Annotated in this window: 15 protein-coding genes; 5 read left to right on the top strand and 10 right to left on the bottom strand. The window is 36.2% G+C overall.

What is annotated here, in order from left to right; genetic code table 11:
• Together pgl and zwf are read right to left on the bottom strand one after the other, a co-directional pair.
• Positions 1-726 (bottom strand): 6-phosphogluconolactonase, encoded by a 726-nt coding sequence (gene pgl, locus VXS03_RS16155; RefSeq protein WP_327764923.1) that lies wholly within the window; start codon positions 724-726, stop codon positions 1-3.
• Positions 727-728: 2 nt separating this feature from the next.
• Complete coding sequence (gene zwf / locus VXS03_RS16150; RefSeq protein WP_327764922.1) at positions 729-2,228, bottom strand: glucose-6-phosphate dehydrogenase; 1,500 nt, start codon at positions 2,226-2,228, stop codon at positions 729-731.
• 620 nt (positions 2,229-2,848) lie between these two features.
• On the opposite strand from zwf, the gene VXS03_RS16145 reads away from it, so the two are divergent.
• Together VXS03_RS16145 and VXS03_RS16140 are read left to right on the top strand one after the other, a co-directional pair.
• Positions 2,849-3,184 (top strand): PBPRA1643 family SWIM/SEC-C metal-binding motif protein, encoded by a 336-nt coding sequence (locus VXS03_RS16145; protein WP_327764921.1) that lies wholly within the window; start codon positions 2,849-2,851, stop codon positions 3,182-3,184.
• A 116-nt stretch (positions 3,185-3,300) separates the two neighbouring features.
• The gene (locus VXS03_RS16140) at positions 3,301-3,768 is read left to right on the top strand and encodes an RNA methyltransferase (protein WP_327764920.1); all 468 of its coding nucleotides are present in this window, start codon (positions 3,301-3,303) and stop codon (positions 3,766-3,768) included.
• A 58-nt stretch (positions 3,769-3,826) separates the two neighbouring features.
• On the opposite strand, the gene VXS03_RS16135 is transcribed toward VXS03_RS16140, so the two are convergent.
• Together VXS03_RS16135 and VXS03_RS16130 are read right to left on the bottom strand one after the other, a co-directional pair.
• The gene (locus VXS03_RS16135; RefSeq protein ID WP_327764919.1) at positions 3,827-5,962 is read right to left on the bottom strand and encodes a diguanylate cyclase domain-containing protein; all 2,136 of its coding nucleotides are present in this window, start codon (positions 5,960-5,962) and stop codon (positions 3,827-3,829) included.
• Positions 5,962-7,206, bottom strand: coding sequence for a sugar ABC transporter substrate-binding protein (locus tag VXS03_RS16130; protein ID WP_327764918.1), 1,245 nt, complete (start codon positions 7,204-7,206; stop codon positions 5,962-5,964). The genes VXS03_RS16135 and VXS03_RS16130 overlap by 1 nt, the downstream gene beginning before the upstream one ends.
• Before the next feature lie 212 nt (positions 7,207-7,418).
• Between VXS03_RS16130 and VXS03_RS16125 the strand changes: the two genes are divergently transcribed.
• Positions 7,419-7,970, top strand: coding sequence for a C40 family peptidase (locus tag VXS03_RS16125; RefSeq protein WP_327764917.1), 552 nt, complete (start codon positions 7,419-7,421; stop codon positions 7,968-7,970).
• Positions 7,971-8,001: 31 nt separating this feature from the next.
• On the opposite strand, the gene VXS03_RS16120 is transcribed toward VXS03_RS16125, so the two are convergent.
• The 6 genes from VXS03_RS16120 to VXS03_RS16095 form a co-directional block, all read right to left on the bottom strand.
• Complete coding sequence (locus VXS03_RS16120) at positions 8,002-8,796, bottom strand: phosphorylase (protein ID WP_327764916.1); 795 nt, start codon at positions 8,794-8,796, stop codon at positions 8,002-8,004.
• A 415-nt stretch (positions 8,797-9,211) separates the two neighbouring features.
• A complete protein-coding gene (locus VXS03_RS16115; protein WP_327764915.1) occupies positions 9,212-10,372 on the bottom strand; it encodes an amino acid permease in 1,161 nt (386 codons plus the stop codon).
• 440 nt (positions 10,373-10,812) lie between these two features.
• The gene (locus tag VXS03_RS16110; RefSeq protein WP_327764914.1) at positions 10,813-11,199 is read right to left on the bottom strand and encodes a DUF805 domain-containing protein; all 387 of its coding nucleotides are present in this window, start codon (positions 11,197-11,199) and stop codon (positions 10,813-10,815) included.
• A gap of 18 nt (positions 11,200-11,217) precedes the next feature.
• Positions 11,218-11,493, bottom strand: coding sequence for a hypothetical protein (locus tag VXS03_RS16105; protein WP_080159178.1), 276 nt, complete (start codon positions 11,491-11,493; stop codon positions 11,218-11,220).
• 94 nt (positions 11,494-11,587) lie between these two features.
• Positions 11,588-12,817 (bottom strand): NupC/NupG family nucleoside CNT transporter, encoded by a 1,230-nt coding sequence (locus tag VXS03_RS16100; RefSeq protein WP_442957458.1) that lies wholly within the window; start codon positions 12,815-12,817, stop codon positions 11,588-11,590.
• Positions 12,818-13,074: 257 nt separating this feature from the next.
• The gene (locus VXS03_RS16095) at positions 13,075-13,989 is read right to left on the bottom strand and encodes a LysR family transcriptional regulator (RefSeq protein WP_327764912.1); all 915 of its coding nucleotides are present in this window, start codon (positions 13,987-13,989) and stop codon (positions 13,075-13,077) included.
• Positions 13,990-14,291: 302 nt separating this feature from the next.
• Between VXS03_RS16095 and VXS03_RS16090 the strand changes: the two genes are divergently transcribed.
• A complete protein-coding gene (locus VXS03_RS16090; RefSeq protein WP_327764911.1) occupies positions 14,292-15,113 on the top strand; it encodes a phosphate ABC transporter substrate-binding protein in 822 nt (273 codons plus the stop codon).
• A gap of 89 nt (positions 15,114-15,202) precedes the next feature.
• Entirely contained in the window at positions 15,203-16,114 is a 912-nt protein-coding gene (gene pstC / locus VXS03_RS16085; protein ID WP_327764910.1) for a phosphate ABC transporter permease subunit PstC, read from the top strand.
• Positions 16,115-16,117: the final 3 nt, after the last annotated feature.

Here is a 16,117-nt window from a genome sequence, read left to right as displayed (position 1 = left end):
TTATTCTCCTTGTGCAAGCAACTTTGCAGCTGCTGCATCTAAATACCATTCTGTTTCGCCATGAGAGGCTTTAATTTTTGCCGCAGGGTAAGCTAATGCTTCCGCAGGTGTACTATTTATTTCAGATAAGACTTCAGCCTTACTTTCACCCAATACCAAATAAGTAATACGGTCAGCATTTTCAAGTAAACGCGCTGTTTTTGAAATACGTTGCTGACCACTTTGTGGTTGAGTGGCAATCACTGCTAATGCAGGATCATCAAAATTGGTCTGATGTGGAAATAAAGAAGCGGTATGACCATCGCCGCCCATACCCAATAAAATCCAATCAAATGCAGGTAATCCCTGTTTATGCGGAATAACTGCATCCATTTCTGCTGCAAAACGTGCACATTCAGCAACAGGCTCGGCTTCACCACGAATACGATGAATATTAGCGGCAGGAATTGTAATATACTTAAATAACAATTCATTTGCTTCGCCAAAATTGCTTTCCGCATCAGTAGGAGCAACACAACGCTCGTCACCCCACCAGAAATGAAGATTATTCCATTGAATACTGTCAGCAAAAGGCGCTTGCGCTAATACTTTGAATAACAATTTAGGCGTACTACCACCGGATAAGGAAATATGTACCGCTTGAGATTGTAAACTCAGCGCTTGCATGGTTTCAGCAAGAGAAATCACCACATCTTGTGGTGTCGCAAATACTTTATAATTAATCATGTTTATAACTCACAATAATCAGTATTAGCTAAATTTTTACAAGGGAAACGCCACTGACGACCATCATTAATTAATAACTCATCAGCTTCTTTTGGTCCCCATGTTCCTGCTGCGTAACCAAATAAGTGTTCAGGTTGCTCTTTGTGATCAAGAATAGGTTGAACAAACTTCCAACACGCTTTTACTGCATCAGTACGCGCGAACAAAGTTGCATCTTGTTTCATACAATCTAACAATAAACGTTCGTAAGCTGTTAGCATATTCATTGATTCAAGTTTATCGTAATGGAAATCCATCGATACTTCTTGCGTATCAAAACCTGCGCCTGGTTTTTTCAAACCAAAACTCATTAAGATACCTTCATCAGGTTGAATACGAATAATCAACTTATTTTCAGCTGATTTAGCTGCAAACACTGGATGCGGTGTTTTCTTAAAATGAATAACAACCTCAGTTACACGTGTCGGTAAACGCTTACCTGTACGAACGTAGAATGGTACGCCATTCCAACGCCAGTTCTCAATAAACATCTTCATACCAACATACGTTTCTGTACGTGAATCAGTATTAACGCCATGTTCTTGACGGTAACCTGGTAGATGCTTACCACGAACATCAGATTCAGTGTATTGACCTAAGACTAAATTGTTAGTCAAATCATCTTCTGATAAAGGCTTAAAGCTTTGCATCACTTTAACCACTTCATCACGAATCGAGTCAGCGTTAATAGCAGCTGGAGATTCCATACCTACCATTGCTAGAACTTGCAATAGGTGGTTTTGGAACATATCACGTACCGCACCCGCACCATCATAATAACCACCACGATCTTCAACGCCTAAGGCTTCAGATGCGGTAATTTCAACGTAATCAATGAAATTACGGTTCCATAATGGTTCAAACATGCCATTAGCAAAACGGAAGACAAGTAAGTTTTGTACTGTCTCTTTACCTAAGTAGTGGTCAATGCGGTAAATTTGATGTTCTTGGAAACATGCGTGAATTTGTTTATCAAGAGAAATAGCCGATTCAAGATCATAACCAAATGGCTTTTCTACAATAAGATTTTTCCAGCCATCCGCTTCATCATTGAGACCATGAGCAGCAAGACACTCAGGAATTACACCATAAAGACTCGGTGGCGTTGCGAGATAAAAGACAGCGTTGCCATGTGTATGGTGAGTATCTTTAAAAACATCTAAACGCTGCTTTAATACGGCGTATTGTTCAGCATCAGAAGTATTCAATGCCTGATAATATAAATGCTCACAAAACTCCGTTAATATTGCTGCATCCGTTTTTTCATTTTCTTCTAATGCAGAACGAAGCTTATCACGAAATTCCTGATCACTATATGCCGTACGACTAACACCCAAAATAGCGAAATCTTCTGGCAATAAACCATTAGCGTATAAATGATAGAACGCAGGGATTAGTTTTCGATGAGTCAAATCGCCTGACGCACCAAAAATTACAATTGCGTTATTTTCTGGTTTAACCATGTAATGTTCCCATTTATTTACAGATCATTCGATCTGGTACAGCAATCAATTGCTTGGTATAACGGGCGTTATTATGCCGTAATTTTCAATTTTTTATGCATTTTTCGTGATAAAAATTGAAAATTTTTGTTATACATTAATAATTTTATCAGTCAATATGTTACATCTAACCATCGTATTTATCGCTAATACACTAACATATCAGACAATTTATCACTGTTTACTCTATATATATTGAGCATACTAACAATTATTGTCTACTGTGGTAGACGAAAAAACCTATTAATTTGATAGGTTTTTTCGTCTATATAATAACTACGAGCAACTCATCGTTTGATCACCCAGTGTAATCAAAACCGCTTAAGTGTAGAAGAGATGATAAGAACAATGCAATCGTTTACTTCAACAAAAATCGATGAAGAAACACTGAGTACTCTATTTAGGTTTATATCAGCTGATGACTTTTATTACTGAAGCATTAGCTCAATACTTGATAACACACACGATGGCGGTTATTATGCCCGCAATTTCAGCCACCTTAATTTCGGTGGCTTTTTCGTTATTAAGCGCACTCATTAAATAATGATAACGCTAATATTTCATAGCAAGTAGGTTAACCCATGTCTAAATTTTTCTATAAAGGTCGCATCGAAAAGAAGCCCAAACACAGCAGCTGTGGCTACAACACGAAACGCGAAACTAAACTTGGCACGGAAACCAATCCGCTCACATTGATTGTGAATACTGAAAAACGTCAACAAGAGCTAGAACTGCAGCTTATAGAACAACAACTTTTTGCAACGATCACTGTAGATACTAATGCTGTTGAAGATATAACTGAACTTACTGCGACATTAAATAAGCCAATCACAACAACATTTGATAAAACACCGAACCGTAATGATCCTTGTTCATGCGGCAGTGGTAATAAATATAAAAAATGCTGCGGTAAATAAATCAACAAATAAAACAGGAGCCTAAGTTCCTGTTTTATTTTCTATAAAATAATACCACTGCGACGTATCGCATTTAGGTATATATTCTCGCCATAATTTCTAAAGTAGATGTACATATGAGCAAAAAAAGTCAGGGGTACTCTTGCGTAGGCCTTTTTAACCCCAAAACACCTGAAAACGTTGGTTCTGTTATGCGAGCTGCAGGTTGTTATGGTGTTAACTCTGTCTTTTATACTGGCACTCGTTATGATCACGCTGCGCAGTTTTGTACAGATACCAAAAATGTTGCACTTGATATTCCATTAATTGGTGTTGAAGATCTAAAAGCGATCATTCCTGTCGGTTGTGTACCTGTTGCCGTTGATTTAATTGAAGATGCAAAACCATTACCTGAATATAAACATCCTAAACGTGCATTTTATATTTTTGGCCCAGAAGACGGCACACTAAAAAAAGAAATTACTGACTTTTGTCGTGAAACTATTTATGTTCCAACCAAAGGCTGTATGAATCTTGCCGCGGCTGTTAATGTGATTTTATACGATCGTATGGCAAAGGGTGATAACTTCTCAAATCATAAATAAGTATTTTACTTATAAAAAACCACTGCAATAATCGCTATTATCGCAGTGGTTATGTTTGTCATCGTTCAATACCTGTTTGAGTATAAAAATGACGCTTATCTTTATACATTGCTTTATCTGCAACTAAACAAATTTGCTCTGCTGGATACTGATCAGTACTGGCGTATCCAACCGCAAAATGTATTTCAACCCGTTTTCCATTAGGTAAGCATGCATAATTAATTTGATCGCGTACTTTTTCTAATCGGCGCCATAAAATGTCACAGCTATCACAGTCCCCTGCTTCTAAAATAATGGCAAATTCATCGCCACCAAGACGATAAACTTTATCCGTCAATCGACAGGTTTCAACTAATAACTTACTGGTTTCAATTAATAATGCATCACCCATGCTATGACCATATTGATCATTTGCTCGTTTCAATCCATTAACATCAAGCATGAACAAACCAAAATGGCGATCAGGATAGCGGTTAATTAATTGTATGTACCCTTCAAAATCTTTATCAAAGGCTTTTCTGTTCGCAAGTCCTGTTAACGAATCAGTAACGGCTATTCGCACCAATTCTTCATTTAACAAGCGACCCTCTAATTCAATTGATAATTGGCGAACAAATAAAGAAATCACTTCAAAATCATCATGTTCTAATGCTGTATATTGCATTACAATTATACCTGTAATGTCATTCTTGCTATTTTTAATCTTAAAACAATGTAAATACCTATCGTTATTAGACACACAATAATAATCACAATAATGACCGTCAGGCTGTATGTCTGGCATTTCTAAACGTGCCTGATCAATATTTTCACAAGCCCATGTCATTTCATTATTAACATAGCTTTTCATTGCCCAACCAGCTAATGGGTATAGAGCAACCACTTGCGTCATTACCGTTTCTATAATATTGCCAGATTGAAGTTCATGGCTAAATGATAATAATGATTGCAACATCGATCGGCGATTTTCTTCTCGCAATAATGATCGACTCAAGGCTAAAGTCTTTTCTTCAACTTTTCGTTCTAATTCATCATTGAAATTAACTAGTTGTAAATTTGCTTGTTCTTTTTCTAAATAGGCAATATTCAATTCTTTATTCGTCGCAGCTAAATCTGCCATTTGAGCTCGAATCGTTTTTGCCATATTACGAATCAGCCGTTCAACCATAATAAATTCAGCAAAACGTAATTCTTTATTTGAACACCTGTATTCACCACGAGAATAAGATCGAACCATATCCATTAGCCCACCCAATGGTCTCGCAATCCAGCGATATGTCAAACCCGCACTAAAAAGTGACAATAAAATAATAACCACACCAAATAATGATATATATTTTAACGAGTTTATATAAGGATTCTCTCCCAGATACTTATCCATATACACGTTCATAACATACTGAATAGGTTCTGAAATATATTTATTTCCTAATTTTATATTTATAGTTTTATGAATAGTCGGTGTGTTTTTATCTATTTTACCTTGAGCAATAACAATATCACTTACATTACCTTCATGCCCCATTACCCCTGCATTATGATTTTTAAAAACAACCCGTTCTCCATCTTTTAAATAAGGGCGTAATACTTTAATAATATTTTCAATAGGAACAACTATGATTAAATAACCTAAAGGGACACGCTTTAAGCCATTTGTCATCGATTGAAATATAGGTACTCCAATAATAATCCCACGACGTGTTGGATTAAATTTTAGCGGCATCAAATCTTCATCATTATAGTAAAATACCCATTGTCGACCTTTACCATTATTGGTTGATAAACGATAACTCAGAAGATCTTTTAATTTTAAAAAAGAAGATAACCCATGAATCCCATTAAAACTTTCAATTTCAGACCACTGATCATCAACTAAATAAGCAGCCTGAATTAATGGTGTATTTTTGACTAGCGTGCCTAAAGAAGAATTCACGTGGCCAGCAAGAAAGAAATTATCAATCGCCTGAACAAATAGCCTATCTCGTGATAACACATCCAAGCTTGTCGACAATAAAGAAAAACGATAATCAAATTCTTGTTCTATTGTATTAGATAATCTATCTAGCATACCGATACGGTAATTCGTTTCAACATCGGACTGTTGTTTTAACAGTAAACCACCAACAATGGCCGCAGGTACAACAGCAATAATTAACATTAATAATGCTAATGATGGTTTTAAGCGTAACTTCATTAATTATCATCCAAATTCTGAATCTGCTTCATCGCCATTTTTTGCATATGAGCTGCCGCATATTCAGCAGTAGCACCGGCTTGATATCGTTGAAAACCTATTGCTATAGCCTGCCATGCAATCGCCATATTCAATGTTGATGGCATAAGCTTTGTTAGCGCCATTTGATGAAACATGACCAAATTATCTTCGGTTGCTTTCAATCTAAGCTGCCTATAATACGTCATAGATATAGGTAGTAACTTTGTTTTTTCATATACTGCATGTTGATTGGTGGATTGTTGAATAAACTCAGCAAAATTTTTAATTAATTTCTGTTTCTTTTTTAAGCGTTGAGAATTGTTAGGAATAGCCAAAACAAATGTACTAGACATAGGGTGCATAGTCTTACCATCAACTTTAGGTAATACTGCTATACCAAGATCATCTCCAAGCATCATTTTTAAATCATTGTATGCCCAGTCACCATTAATAGAATATGCGCTTTTACCCCTGATAAAATCTAGCTGAGAACAGCGATAATCGCAGTTACGATCAACAATACCTTGCTCAGCTAAAGAATGATAATATTTTAATGCTTTAACCATCGCTGGAGTATCAAGCACAATTCTGCCACCAACGATAGGCCAGCCGTTAAACGCTGATAAGAAAGGAATAAAATAATACATATCATTATAGTTCCATCCCATCGGCATAATATTTTTATCTAAGAATTTTTTTTTCTCTAAAATAATATCATTAAAGTCTGTTGCAGGCTTTGTCACATATTTTTTATTGTAATATAAAAGTAAAAAATTGCCTTGAATAAGAGGAATACCCCAATATTTTCCACCTGATTTTATCGTCGCTTTTACCCTTGGGCTTAGTTTTTCTATATACCAATCACGTGGAATTTCCGATAAATCCATCATATTATGCAGCCCCAAAAAATCTGAAGGGATAACAATAAGATCGGGTAAACCGCCATCTTGAGCACTTAACAAAATCTCTGCTTTTATTTCCGATGGATCAAGTTGAACAATTGATATATCAACATCATGACTTTTTTTATATTTATCTGTCATTATCGTTAAAAAATCACGATTTTGGTGTGAAGACCAAATAGTTAAAGTCGGTGTTGCTAATACTGCTTTTGTAAAAAAAAGTGTTAATAACAAAAAAGAAAAATGAATAGTGTTTAATAAATTATTCGATATTATTTTAATAAAGTAAAAAGAAATATTGTGGTATCTTTTATATGACATATGAAAACTCATAGTAAATAACTCTCATTTAGCAAAGAGTCATACAAAACAATTATATTTTAATGTGTGTAGATAATTATTATAGGTTATACCTAACACTAAAATCTAATTTGATATTAATCAATAATATTTAATATCTATTGTAAGCTACAAATAAATCTTTAGTATACTAATCATACATAAATATTATAAATGAAGATATAATAACCACCATGAATAAATACTTTAAAATCATATTTTCCTTATCGTTGTTAGTTGTCATTTCTTACGAATCAAATGTAAATGCCAGTCCTGAAAAGACAAACGAAATCAATACGTTGAAATTTAAAAATGCAAATCAATCGAAACCTATAATAACAATAGAACAACAAAAAATGATTCGTTTCGCAAAAAAATACATTGGTACTCGTTATGTTTGGGGGGGAACGACCCCTAAAGGATTCGATTGTTCAGGCTTCATTCAATATGTATACAAACATTCTCATATCTCGATTCCAAGAACCACAGCCTCATATACACGATTATTCAATAAATCAGTGCCAATAAAAAATGCACAAGTGGGTGATCTTATTGTTTTTACTGGTACAAATTCAAAAATAAGAAAACCCGGTCATGCTGGGATCATTACAGAAGTAAAATCAGGCTCACTTAAATTTATTCATAGCTCATCGTCTAAGAAGCATTTTGGTGTAACTGAAACGAGTTATTACCATAGCGGCTACCCAAAACGTTTCTTAGCTATTGTACAAATGCCGAAACCATAAAAAGGGAGTATTTATACTCCCTCAATCGTCTTTATGGTGTGACGCATTCTGTTAATAACCGTAAACAGCCATAATCCGTTAACCAGTCATATTGTTGCTGATCTTTAACTAAGAAACATCCTGAATAATTAAGGGCATTAGCAAATATATCACCAATATGATTCGTTAATCGAGGGATCACTAGCATCCAATGTTGAGTTAATAGAATATTATAAGGTGAACACTCTATCGGCTCGTTAATATTCACTGTAACATTATTTGGTGTTAACCCTAAATCATGCATTGCCGCTAAATAGCAAAAATACGCCTTCTCACTATTAATCCGATCAAAAGTAAATAATTTATGTCTAAACGGCAACTTGCCAGATAAAATCATATCTTCTAACGGTACCACCGTTTTCATTAACTGCATGTGTCGATGACGCTGACTGGCACCGGCCTCTGAAGCTGAATTAAAAAAACCCAGCACATTGGTATATGTTACACCTTGGATCCAGGCAGAAAAATCATAAAGATCAAGTAAAGAAGATTGACTAACAAATGCCTTACTGCAAATAAGTAAATGTGGCTCCCCTATTGGGTATTTATTTAATAGGCACACATGCTCATGCCCAACATTATCAACAAACATTTGCTCTTCATATGGCAAAAATGGATTATTTCCTGTCTGTCCTTGTTGTATTTTTTTAGTAAGATTATCATTCATAACCTTAATAGAAAAATCAATTCCCTGCTCAGAAACAACTGAGCTAGTGGTCGCAATAGGCAGCAATACTTGTGCTTCTCTCGCATCGTTAGCAACTGTTAAAGCTTTATCCCATAGCATCTACAAATACCTGCAACCATTCTAATTATTAGAAAATAAAACAACCCTAATCACTCACCTAATAAAAAAACAGTAAGCTTAGATCCCAAAGATAGATTGTGTAATTTTTTCTTTACACTTTTAGCAAAAAATCCGTATTGCTAAAAACGTCTAGGTGATAGCCCTCATTAATGAAACTTTGTATGATTACATCCGTTAACTATCTCAATTGCTTACGATATTACATCGTACTCCAAGCAGTTTATAGTTATTAGTGATCTAACTTTATACTGGTCATATAAAGTGCTTTAAAGGGTATTACAGATCGGTCAATCTGTTACCCTCATCCTTCCTAAACATATTCAATTTATTATTTTTAAAATCAAAAAAACGCCCACCAATAAGATGATGAGCGTTTATATCAATAGCTAACTCATTAAATAAGTTGAGCTCCAATTAAAAAACAACCAAAAAGCAAACTCATTAACATTGCTAATGAACCACCTTTCACTTGATAATCAGAACTTTGTTCGACTTGTGCCGTCTTACGAATATTGTAAATCATCAACATAGGTATAAAGACAGCAATAAAAACAAGAATCAACCCAGCGTAATTTAAGACTGATAGAAATTGATTAGCAGCAAAGATTGCCCCAAGCAAAGGTAATATAAACGTTAAAACATAGGTTACAGCACGGTTTTGTCTGAATAAATCAACATTCTGGTCAAACAACGACATTGCTACACCTAAAAATGAAGTTAATAAAGCTAATCCTGTAAATACAGATAAAATAATATGTATGCCAGAGAATCGCGAACTCAACGCATCAATTAAAACAGAAACATTGTCAAATTTAACCAGTTGCTCCGCTGATAAACTGCCAACAACCGCATATAACCACAGTAGATAACAACTCAAGGGAATCAGTGAACCTAATAACACCATGTTTCTTAATTGCTTATGGCTTGCTTTATCATTGTATGATACCAATGATGGAATGACAGGAAAGAAACCAAAACTCGTGAACAATACAGCACTGGTTTTAATTAAATCAATATTGCTATTATTACTCGCTTCAAAAAAGTGATTAAAACTCATACCGGGGATTAAAGCGCATAAAGTAATAACTAATACCGCAATCATAATTAAGAACAAAACACGGTTTAGCTTATCAACAACACCTGTTCCCGCAGCGACAATGCAACCAGCAAGTACAGTAAAGACAATCTGACTTTGTAACATTGATAGCTCAAAGCCAAAACCTGTCGTCAACTTCTGTAATAAATCACCGGCACCAATAATGTAAGCCATTAATAAGCAAACTAATAATGCATACAACAATCCATTAGTAATTACTTGACCACCTTTGCCTAATGTTTTTCGAGCGATGGTGTTCATGCCTAAACCACCACCTACTTTAATGCTGGCTTCTAATAATAATAAAGCGGCATACGTGGTACCACTCCATATAAGCAGCATTAATAAAGAACCAGATAACAAACCAAATTGTGCTAATACCATCGGTATAGCAAGCATGCCAGCACCTAGCGCTGTGCCCGCTATAATCAGCGAACTTCCTAATAATTTAGTATTCATATTTTTCTCTTTTCTTATTGTTAGATATAGCAATCCATATATCTATAAGCAGATATATGAGTCATAACCTATGATTTTTAATCAATAACAAGTGCGGTTACAGAGAACCGTTACTAAATCGAAAGCTAAAATAAGAGGCAGAAGAAAAGGCCATTACAGTGCATACCGCATCCAAGAAAAAAATATGCGATATTATTGATGAGGGGGGTTCATATTGGTGGTATTGCGTCATTATCGTACTCCTAAACGATGAAACTCAGTCTATTAGCTATATTCAGAATATAATGCCTGTTTCGGTCAAAACTACATGGTCAGCTAATAGCATCATACTAAAGCACATTGTTCAGGAATGGAATGAATGATTCTATTTCTGTTTCTATTCCATAAAAAAACCCAATCCAAAGACTGGGTTATGTTCATTCATCAAGATATCAACGAATTTAGACGCTTAATGTTGAATTATCATTCTGTTTTGGACTATTGCCAAAGCGGTTACTGCCTTCAGTGCTGTTTTGCACCATAAAATAAAGCAGCACTAAAATACCAACAATTGGAATTAACATAATCAATGCCCACCAACCAGTACGATCCTGGTCATGTAAACGACGGACAGTAACAGCCACTGTTGGGATAAAAGCAAAAGCCGCATATAATGCAGCTAACACGCCATAACCTTCCATCAGCGTGGGTAAATGTAGAGTCGTATCAACGAGATTACATGCCATGCTTATAAATGCGTTAATTAAAGTAAAAAACCAAAATTCTTTTCTGCGTGAACGCCCTTGAAATTGAGCATATTTACTAAGAACCAAAAAGTACCAATTCATTCTTTTTCCTTGTTAATATTAATAACGCTTAATGCGAACAACTTTCATTATTTCAAATTCTAAACCAGCCACAACAATGATATCAGCATAATAAGTCATATTAACTTTTGCACCGGTCAGTGTTTTATATTTTGACTTACGCTTAAACTTAAAAGGTACATTATAGCCATCTATCATCAACGAATGCTGTATCCATTCGCCATCATCCCGCTGAGTATGAGAAGACACGGTTAAACCATCACTATGAATTAATTGTTCATGCTTAGCAATGAGCTTATCGCTTTCCGATTTCATTGATCGTCCCCCATTATTAATGCTCATGTTAGATGCAAAAACAGAGAGCTAGGCTCTCTGTTTATTTTAATCGCTTAGGGTGAATATATTACTCTTAAAAAGGAAGAAATAAACCGGCTAACGTAGCACTCATTAAATTAGCTAAGGTTGCAGCAAAAATAGCCTTCATTCCCAAGCGTGCAATTTCGGGGCGACGTTTAGGTACGATTCCGCCTAATCCACCCATTAGCATTGCAATAGATGTTAGATTAGCAAAGCCACAAAGAGCAAAAGTAACTATCGCCTGAGAATGCTCACTCAGTTTAGCAATTGTTTCTGGCTTCATTAGCTCAGCAAACGCAATAAACTCATTAACAGCAATTTTAGTACCAATAAGACTCGCTGCAGTTGTTGCTTCTGACCATGGCACACCAATTAACCAAGCAACAGGTGCAAATAAGTAACCAAAAATCATATTTAAGCTTAAGTCATCAATACCAACCCAATGACCAATATGACCCAATCCACCATTCACCATGGCAATCAAACTGATCACTGCTAATAAACTTGCACCAACGGCCATTGCAATCTGTAAACCACTCAAAGCACCACGAGAAGCTGCATCAACTAAGTTAACTGGTTCATCTTCTTCACCGTCATCTTCCTCTTCCATGCTGTGTACACCTTCTGTTTGTGGCACGATCAATTTCGCCATCATCAATCCAGCAGGAGCAGACATAAAACTTGCCGCAATAAGATACTTTAACTGTACGCCAAGCCCAGCATAACCAACCATAGTACCACCAGCAACAGAGGCTAATCCGCCCACCATTACGGCAAATAATTCAGAGCGAGTCATACGAGCAAGGAATGGACGTACAACTAATGGTGCTTCTACAGAGCCAACAAAGATATTTGCTGTTGCAGACATTGATTCAGTACGAGTCGTACCTAGTAAACGTTGTAACAAACCACCAATACCGCGAATCACCCATTTCATGATACCGACGTAATATAATACGGAAATTAATGCTGAGAAGAAGACAATAGAAGGTAAAACATTAACTGCAAAAATAAAGCCTAATTTAAATTGAGCTAGTTGACCAAATAAGAATGATGTTCCTTCATGACCATAATCAATCACTCCTGAAACAGCGCTAGACACACTGTTTAGTACCACACGACCAACAGGTACATAAAGAATAAAAGCTGCAAAGACAACTTGAATGCAAAAAGCACCAAGTACACTGCGCCAGTTCACTGCTGAGCGGTTTTCAGAAAATAAAAAACCAACTGTAAAAATAGTAATTATACCGAGTAGGCCGACGAGATAATGCAAAGTCATTCCCCAATGTTTGGTGTAGTAAACGATTGCGGAAAGAGTGTATTCATAAAAAAAAGTGTGACAAGGATCAAATTGTTATAACAAACAACACTAAATTAACAAGTCATGGTTAAATTGCATGATTTTCAAGCTAAGCAAACGAAAATCATTAGATTAGTTCCTGTAAGGGATACTATTACCCTCAATGTTTACAATTTGAAACATTCAAAGCTAAATTTTAGCCAACCGTTTGCGTCTGATCGCTGTTTTTTACATCGTTACCATTTACACAAAATATTACCTGCATCGATATGACGTCGAATAAATTCAATGAATAGATTGACTTTATTCGGTAAAAATTTATGTCTTGGGTAAACGGCATATAACGGCATATGCTGGGTTAATTGCCAGTCTGGCATCAACCGAATCAACTTACCTTGGCGAATTTCATCAGTTAATAAGTATGTCGCTAAATAACCAATACCATTACCTGCAATCGTTGCATCTCGAATAGCATCAGCGGAATCAACACGGTAATTCCCCGTCACTTTAATGTCTTGATTATCATTTTGTTGACTAAAGCTCCAGACATTATCTTTACGCTCACGACTAAAATAAATAATACAATTATGCTCAGCTAAATCACTCGGCTGATATGGCACCCCGTGAGTCGCTAAATATTCAGGGCTTGCCACTAATACAAAATCACAATTGCTCAAATGCCGAGCCACAAACCCTTCGGGTGGAGAGTCCATGAACCCAATCCACAGATCAAGTTGCTCTGCGATTAAATCAACACGATGATCAAATAAACTCAACTCTAGGTTTAATAAAGGATGTTGTTCATGAAACTCGTTTATATAAGGAGCAACATGATTAGAAGCAAAAGACTGCGCAATACCTACTCTTAATAAACCTTGAGAATTATCCTCATTACCTAATAATTCACTTTCAGCTTCATTTATTTCTTCCACCACTTTTTCACAATGCTTAGCAAACAATCGTCCAGCATCGGTTAAAGCAAAAGAGCGCGTTGTTCGCTGCACTAACTGCACTCCCAGCCGTTGCTCAAGTTGCTGAATAAGTTTACTTACTTGGGTACGAGATATATCAAGTAACTGCGCTGCTTTAGTAAAGCTTTGTTGTTTTGTAAGTGCATTGAAAACAATCATTTGTTGTGCTTTTTTTAACATCTACAACCTTTATATTTATAAAAAATCTAGCAACAAAAATATACTGACGCTCATTTAATCAGTAGTACTTACTGTCATTTATAGTATATGCCAGCTCTTTTATTGGCTGAATATTAATTCTTTCTTTTACGTGGAAATATTCCCCTCTTTAAAAGTCCATTACGACAAACATCAGCATTTTTTACTACAACATTCATCGAGTGTTCAAACTTCTGAAACATTACTGTCACATAACTTTTCTACTCTTTGTCATGTTCATTCAAACCTATTGGCATTTTGCCCAACAAGAAAGGATTAGGAAAATGAAAACAAAGATTATCGGCGCAGTTGTTGTTGCAAGTTCACTTATAACGAGTTCTGCAGTGTTTGCTGGCGAGACTATCTCTGTTGTAGGTTCTAGCTCTGTATCTCCCCTCATGGAAGTTTTAGGTGAGACTTATGCGAAATCTAACGATGTTACGGTAGAAGTTCAAGGACCAGGGTCATCAGCGGGTATTCGTGTTGCACACGATGGTTCAGCAGATCTTGGTATGTCATCACGTAGTTTGAAAAAATCTGAAGAATCACCACAACTAAAAGAAGTTGTGATCGCACGAGATGGTATTGCTGTCGTGGTTAATAACAGCAACCCTGTTACTGATTTAACTAAAGAACAAATTACTGAAATCTACAAAGGTAACGTAACTAACTGGAATCAAGTCGGTGGTGAAGATAAACCTATCGTTGTTGCTACTCGCGATACAGCATCAGGTACTCGTGGTGCATTTGAAGATATTATGTCGCTAAAGAAAAAAATTAACGATATCAAAGTCTCTGCCATTTCACAAAAAGCACAAGTGGCAAGTGGCAATGGTCAATTAAAAACAACGGTTGCGAATAACCCTTTTGCTATCGGTTACATTTCACTAGGCTCGGTTGATAACACAGTAAAAGCACTTACCATTGATGGCCATAAACCATCGGTTGCTTCAATTAAAGCCGGTGATTATAGCGTTCAACGTCCATTCATTGTGGTTTATAAAGAAGGCCGTCCATCAAGTGAAGCATTGAAGTTTCTTACATGGGCACAATCCCCAGCAGCACAAAAAATTGTTGCAGAAAAAGGCTTTATCTCAGTTAACTAATTTTATTTTTAACGCTCAACAATTGAGTTGAGCGTTTTTGACTTCTCAGAAATAGGCAAATTATTAGTCTTTTTTCTGGAGTGTAGATTATGACCATCGCAAATATTGAAAAATCGATCAAGGATACACCGTTGCTAAAGTCGAAAAAACGTATTGACTGGCGTGAGTTGTTCTTTAAATACCTTTTTATGCTCAGTGCAGCTATCGGTATATTATCCCTCGTAACCATTGGCTACTTTATTTTCCGTGAAGGCTATGCAGCTTTTGCCTATTCTGGCGTTACTGGCATTATTTTTGGTACCGATTGGCTACCTCCAGCCCTTTACGGTATCGCACCGATGATTGTTGCTTCATTAGTCTCAACGGCAGGTGCCGTTATGATTGGTGTGCCCATTGGCGTATTAACTGCAATTTTTATTGCGGAAGTTGCCCCAAGATCTCTTGCTAATTTTATTCGCCCTATGATTGAGCTTTTAGCGGGTATTCCATCTGTTGTTTATGGCTTTTTTGGACTAGTTATTATTGTACCGCTGATTCAAGATATATTTAACGTGCCTGCGGGTAATACTATCTTAGCGGGAATCATTGTTCTTGCTGTGATGATTCTTCCAACTGTTATTACTATTTCTGAAACCTCAATTCGTGCTGTGCCTCGTGCTTATAAAGAAGGTTCTTTAGCACTTGGGGCCTCATCGATGTTTACTATTTTTAAACTGATTGTTCCTGCTGCACGTTCAGGCATTATGACTGGCGTCATTTTAGGCGTAGCGCGCGCACTTGGTGAGACTATGGCTATCATTATGGTTATGGGTAACTCCCCAGCTATGCCTGAAGGTTTACTTGAATCTGCTCGAACGTTGACTGCAAACATTGCTATTGAAATGTCTTACGCAACAGGGATTCACGCTAGCGCATTATACGCCACTGGCATTGTGTTACTGGTATTTATTATGACGCTAAACGGTGCCCTTCTTTATCTTAACCGTGAGCGAGCAAGGTAATTT

The sequence above is a fragment of the Photobacterium sp. S4TG1 genome (genome assembly GCF_036040035.1).
Lineage (GTDB): Bacteria > Pseudomonadota > Gammaproteobacteria > Enterobacterales > Vibrionaceae > Photobacterium.
The sequence above is the reverse complement of the archived record's forward strand: the minus strand, read 5'-3'. Positions and strand labels throughout refer to the sequence as shown.

Bases quoted from the DNA above. Each gene is read 5' to 3' on its own strand.
- pgl (WP_327764923.1), bottom strand. From the start codon at position 726: ATGATTAATTATAAAGTATTTGCGACACCACAAGATGTGGTGATTTCT.
- zwf (WP_327764922.1), bottom strand. From the start codon at position 2,228: ATGGTTAAACCAGAAAATAACGCAATTGTAATTTTTGGTGCGTCAGGC.
- VXS03_RS16145 (WP_327764921.1), top strand. From the start codon at position 2,849: ATGTCTAAATTTTTCTATAAAGGTCGCATCGAAAAGAAGCCCAAACAC.
- VXS03_RS16140 (WP_327764920.1), top strand. From the start codon at position 3,301: ATGAGCAAAAAAAGTCAGGGGTACTCTTGCGTAGGCCTTTTTAACCCC.
- VXS03_RS16135 (WP_327764919.1), bottom strand. From the start codon at position 5,962: ATGAAGTTACGCTTAAAACCATCATTAGCATTATTAATGTTAATTATT.
- VXS03_RS16130 (WP_327764918.1), bottom strand. From the start codon at position 7,206: ATGTCATATAAAAGATACCACAATATTTCTTTTTACTTTATTAAAATA.
- VXS03_RS16125 (WP_327764917.1), top strand. From the start codon at position 7,419: ATGAATAAATACTTTAAAATCATATTTTCCTTATCGTTGTTAGTTGTC.
- VXS03_RS16120 (WP_327764916.1), bottom strand. From the start codon at position 8,796: ATGCTATGGGATAAAGCTTTAACAGTTGCTAACGATGCGAGAGAAGCA.
- VXS03_RS16115 (WP_327764915.1), bottom strand. From the start codon at position 10,372: ATGAATACTAAATTATTAGGAAGTTCGCTGATTATAGCGGGCACAGCG.
- VXS03_RS16110 (WP_327764914.1), bottom strand. From the start codon at position 11,199: ATGAATTGGTACTTTTTGGTTCTTAGTAAATATGCTCAATTTCAAGGG.
- VXS03_RS16105 (WP_080159178.1), bottom strand. From the start codon at position 11,493: ATGAAATCGGAAAGCGATAAGCTCATTGCTAAGCATGAACAATTAATT.
- VXS03_RS16100 (WP_442957458.1), bottom strand. From the start codon at position 12,817: ATGACTTTGCATTATCTCGTCGGCCTACTCGGTATAATTACTATTTTT.
- VXS03_RS16095 (WP_327764912.1), bottom strand. From the start codon at position 13,989: ATGTTAAAAAAAGCACAACAAATGATTGTTTTCAATGCACTTACAAAA.
- VXS03_RS16090 (WP_327764911.1), top strand. From the start codon at position 14,292: ATGAAAACAAAGATTATCGGCGCAGTTGTTGTTGCAAGTTCACTTATA.
- pstC (WP_327764910.1), top strand. From the start codon at position 15,203: ATGACCATCGCAAATATTGAAAAATCGATCAAGGATACACCGTTGCTA.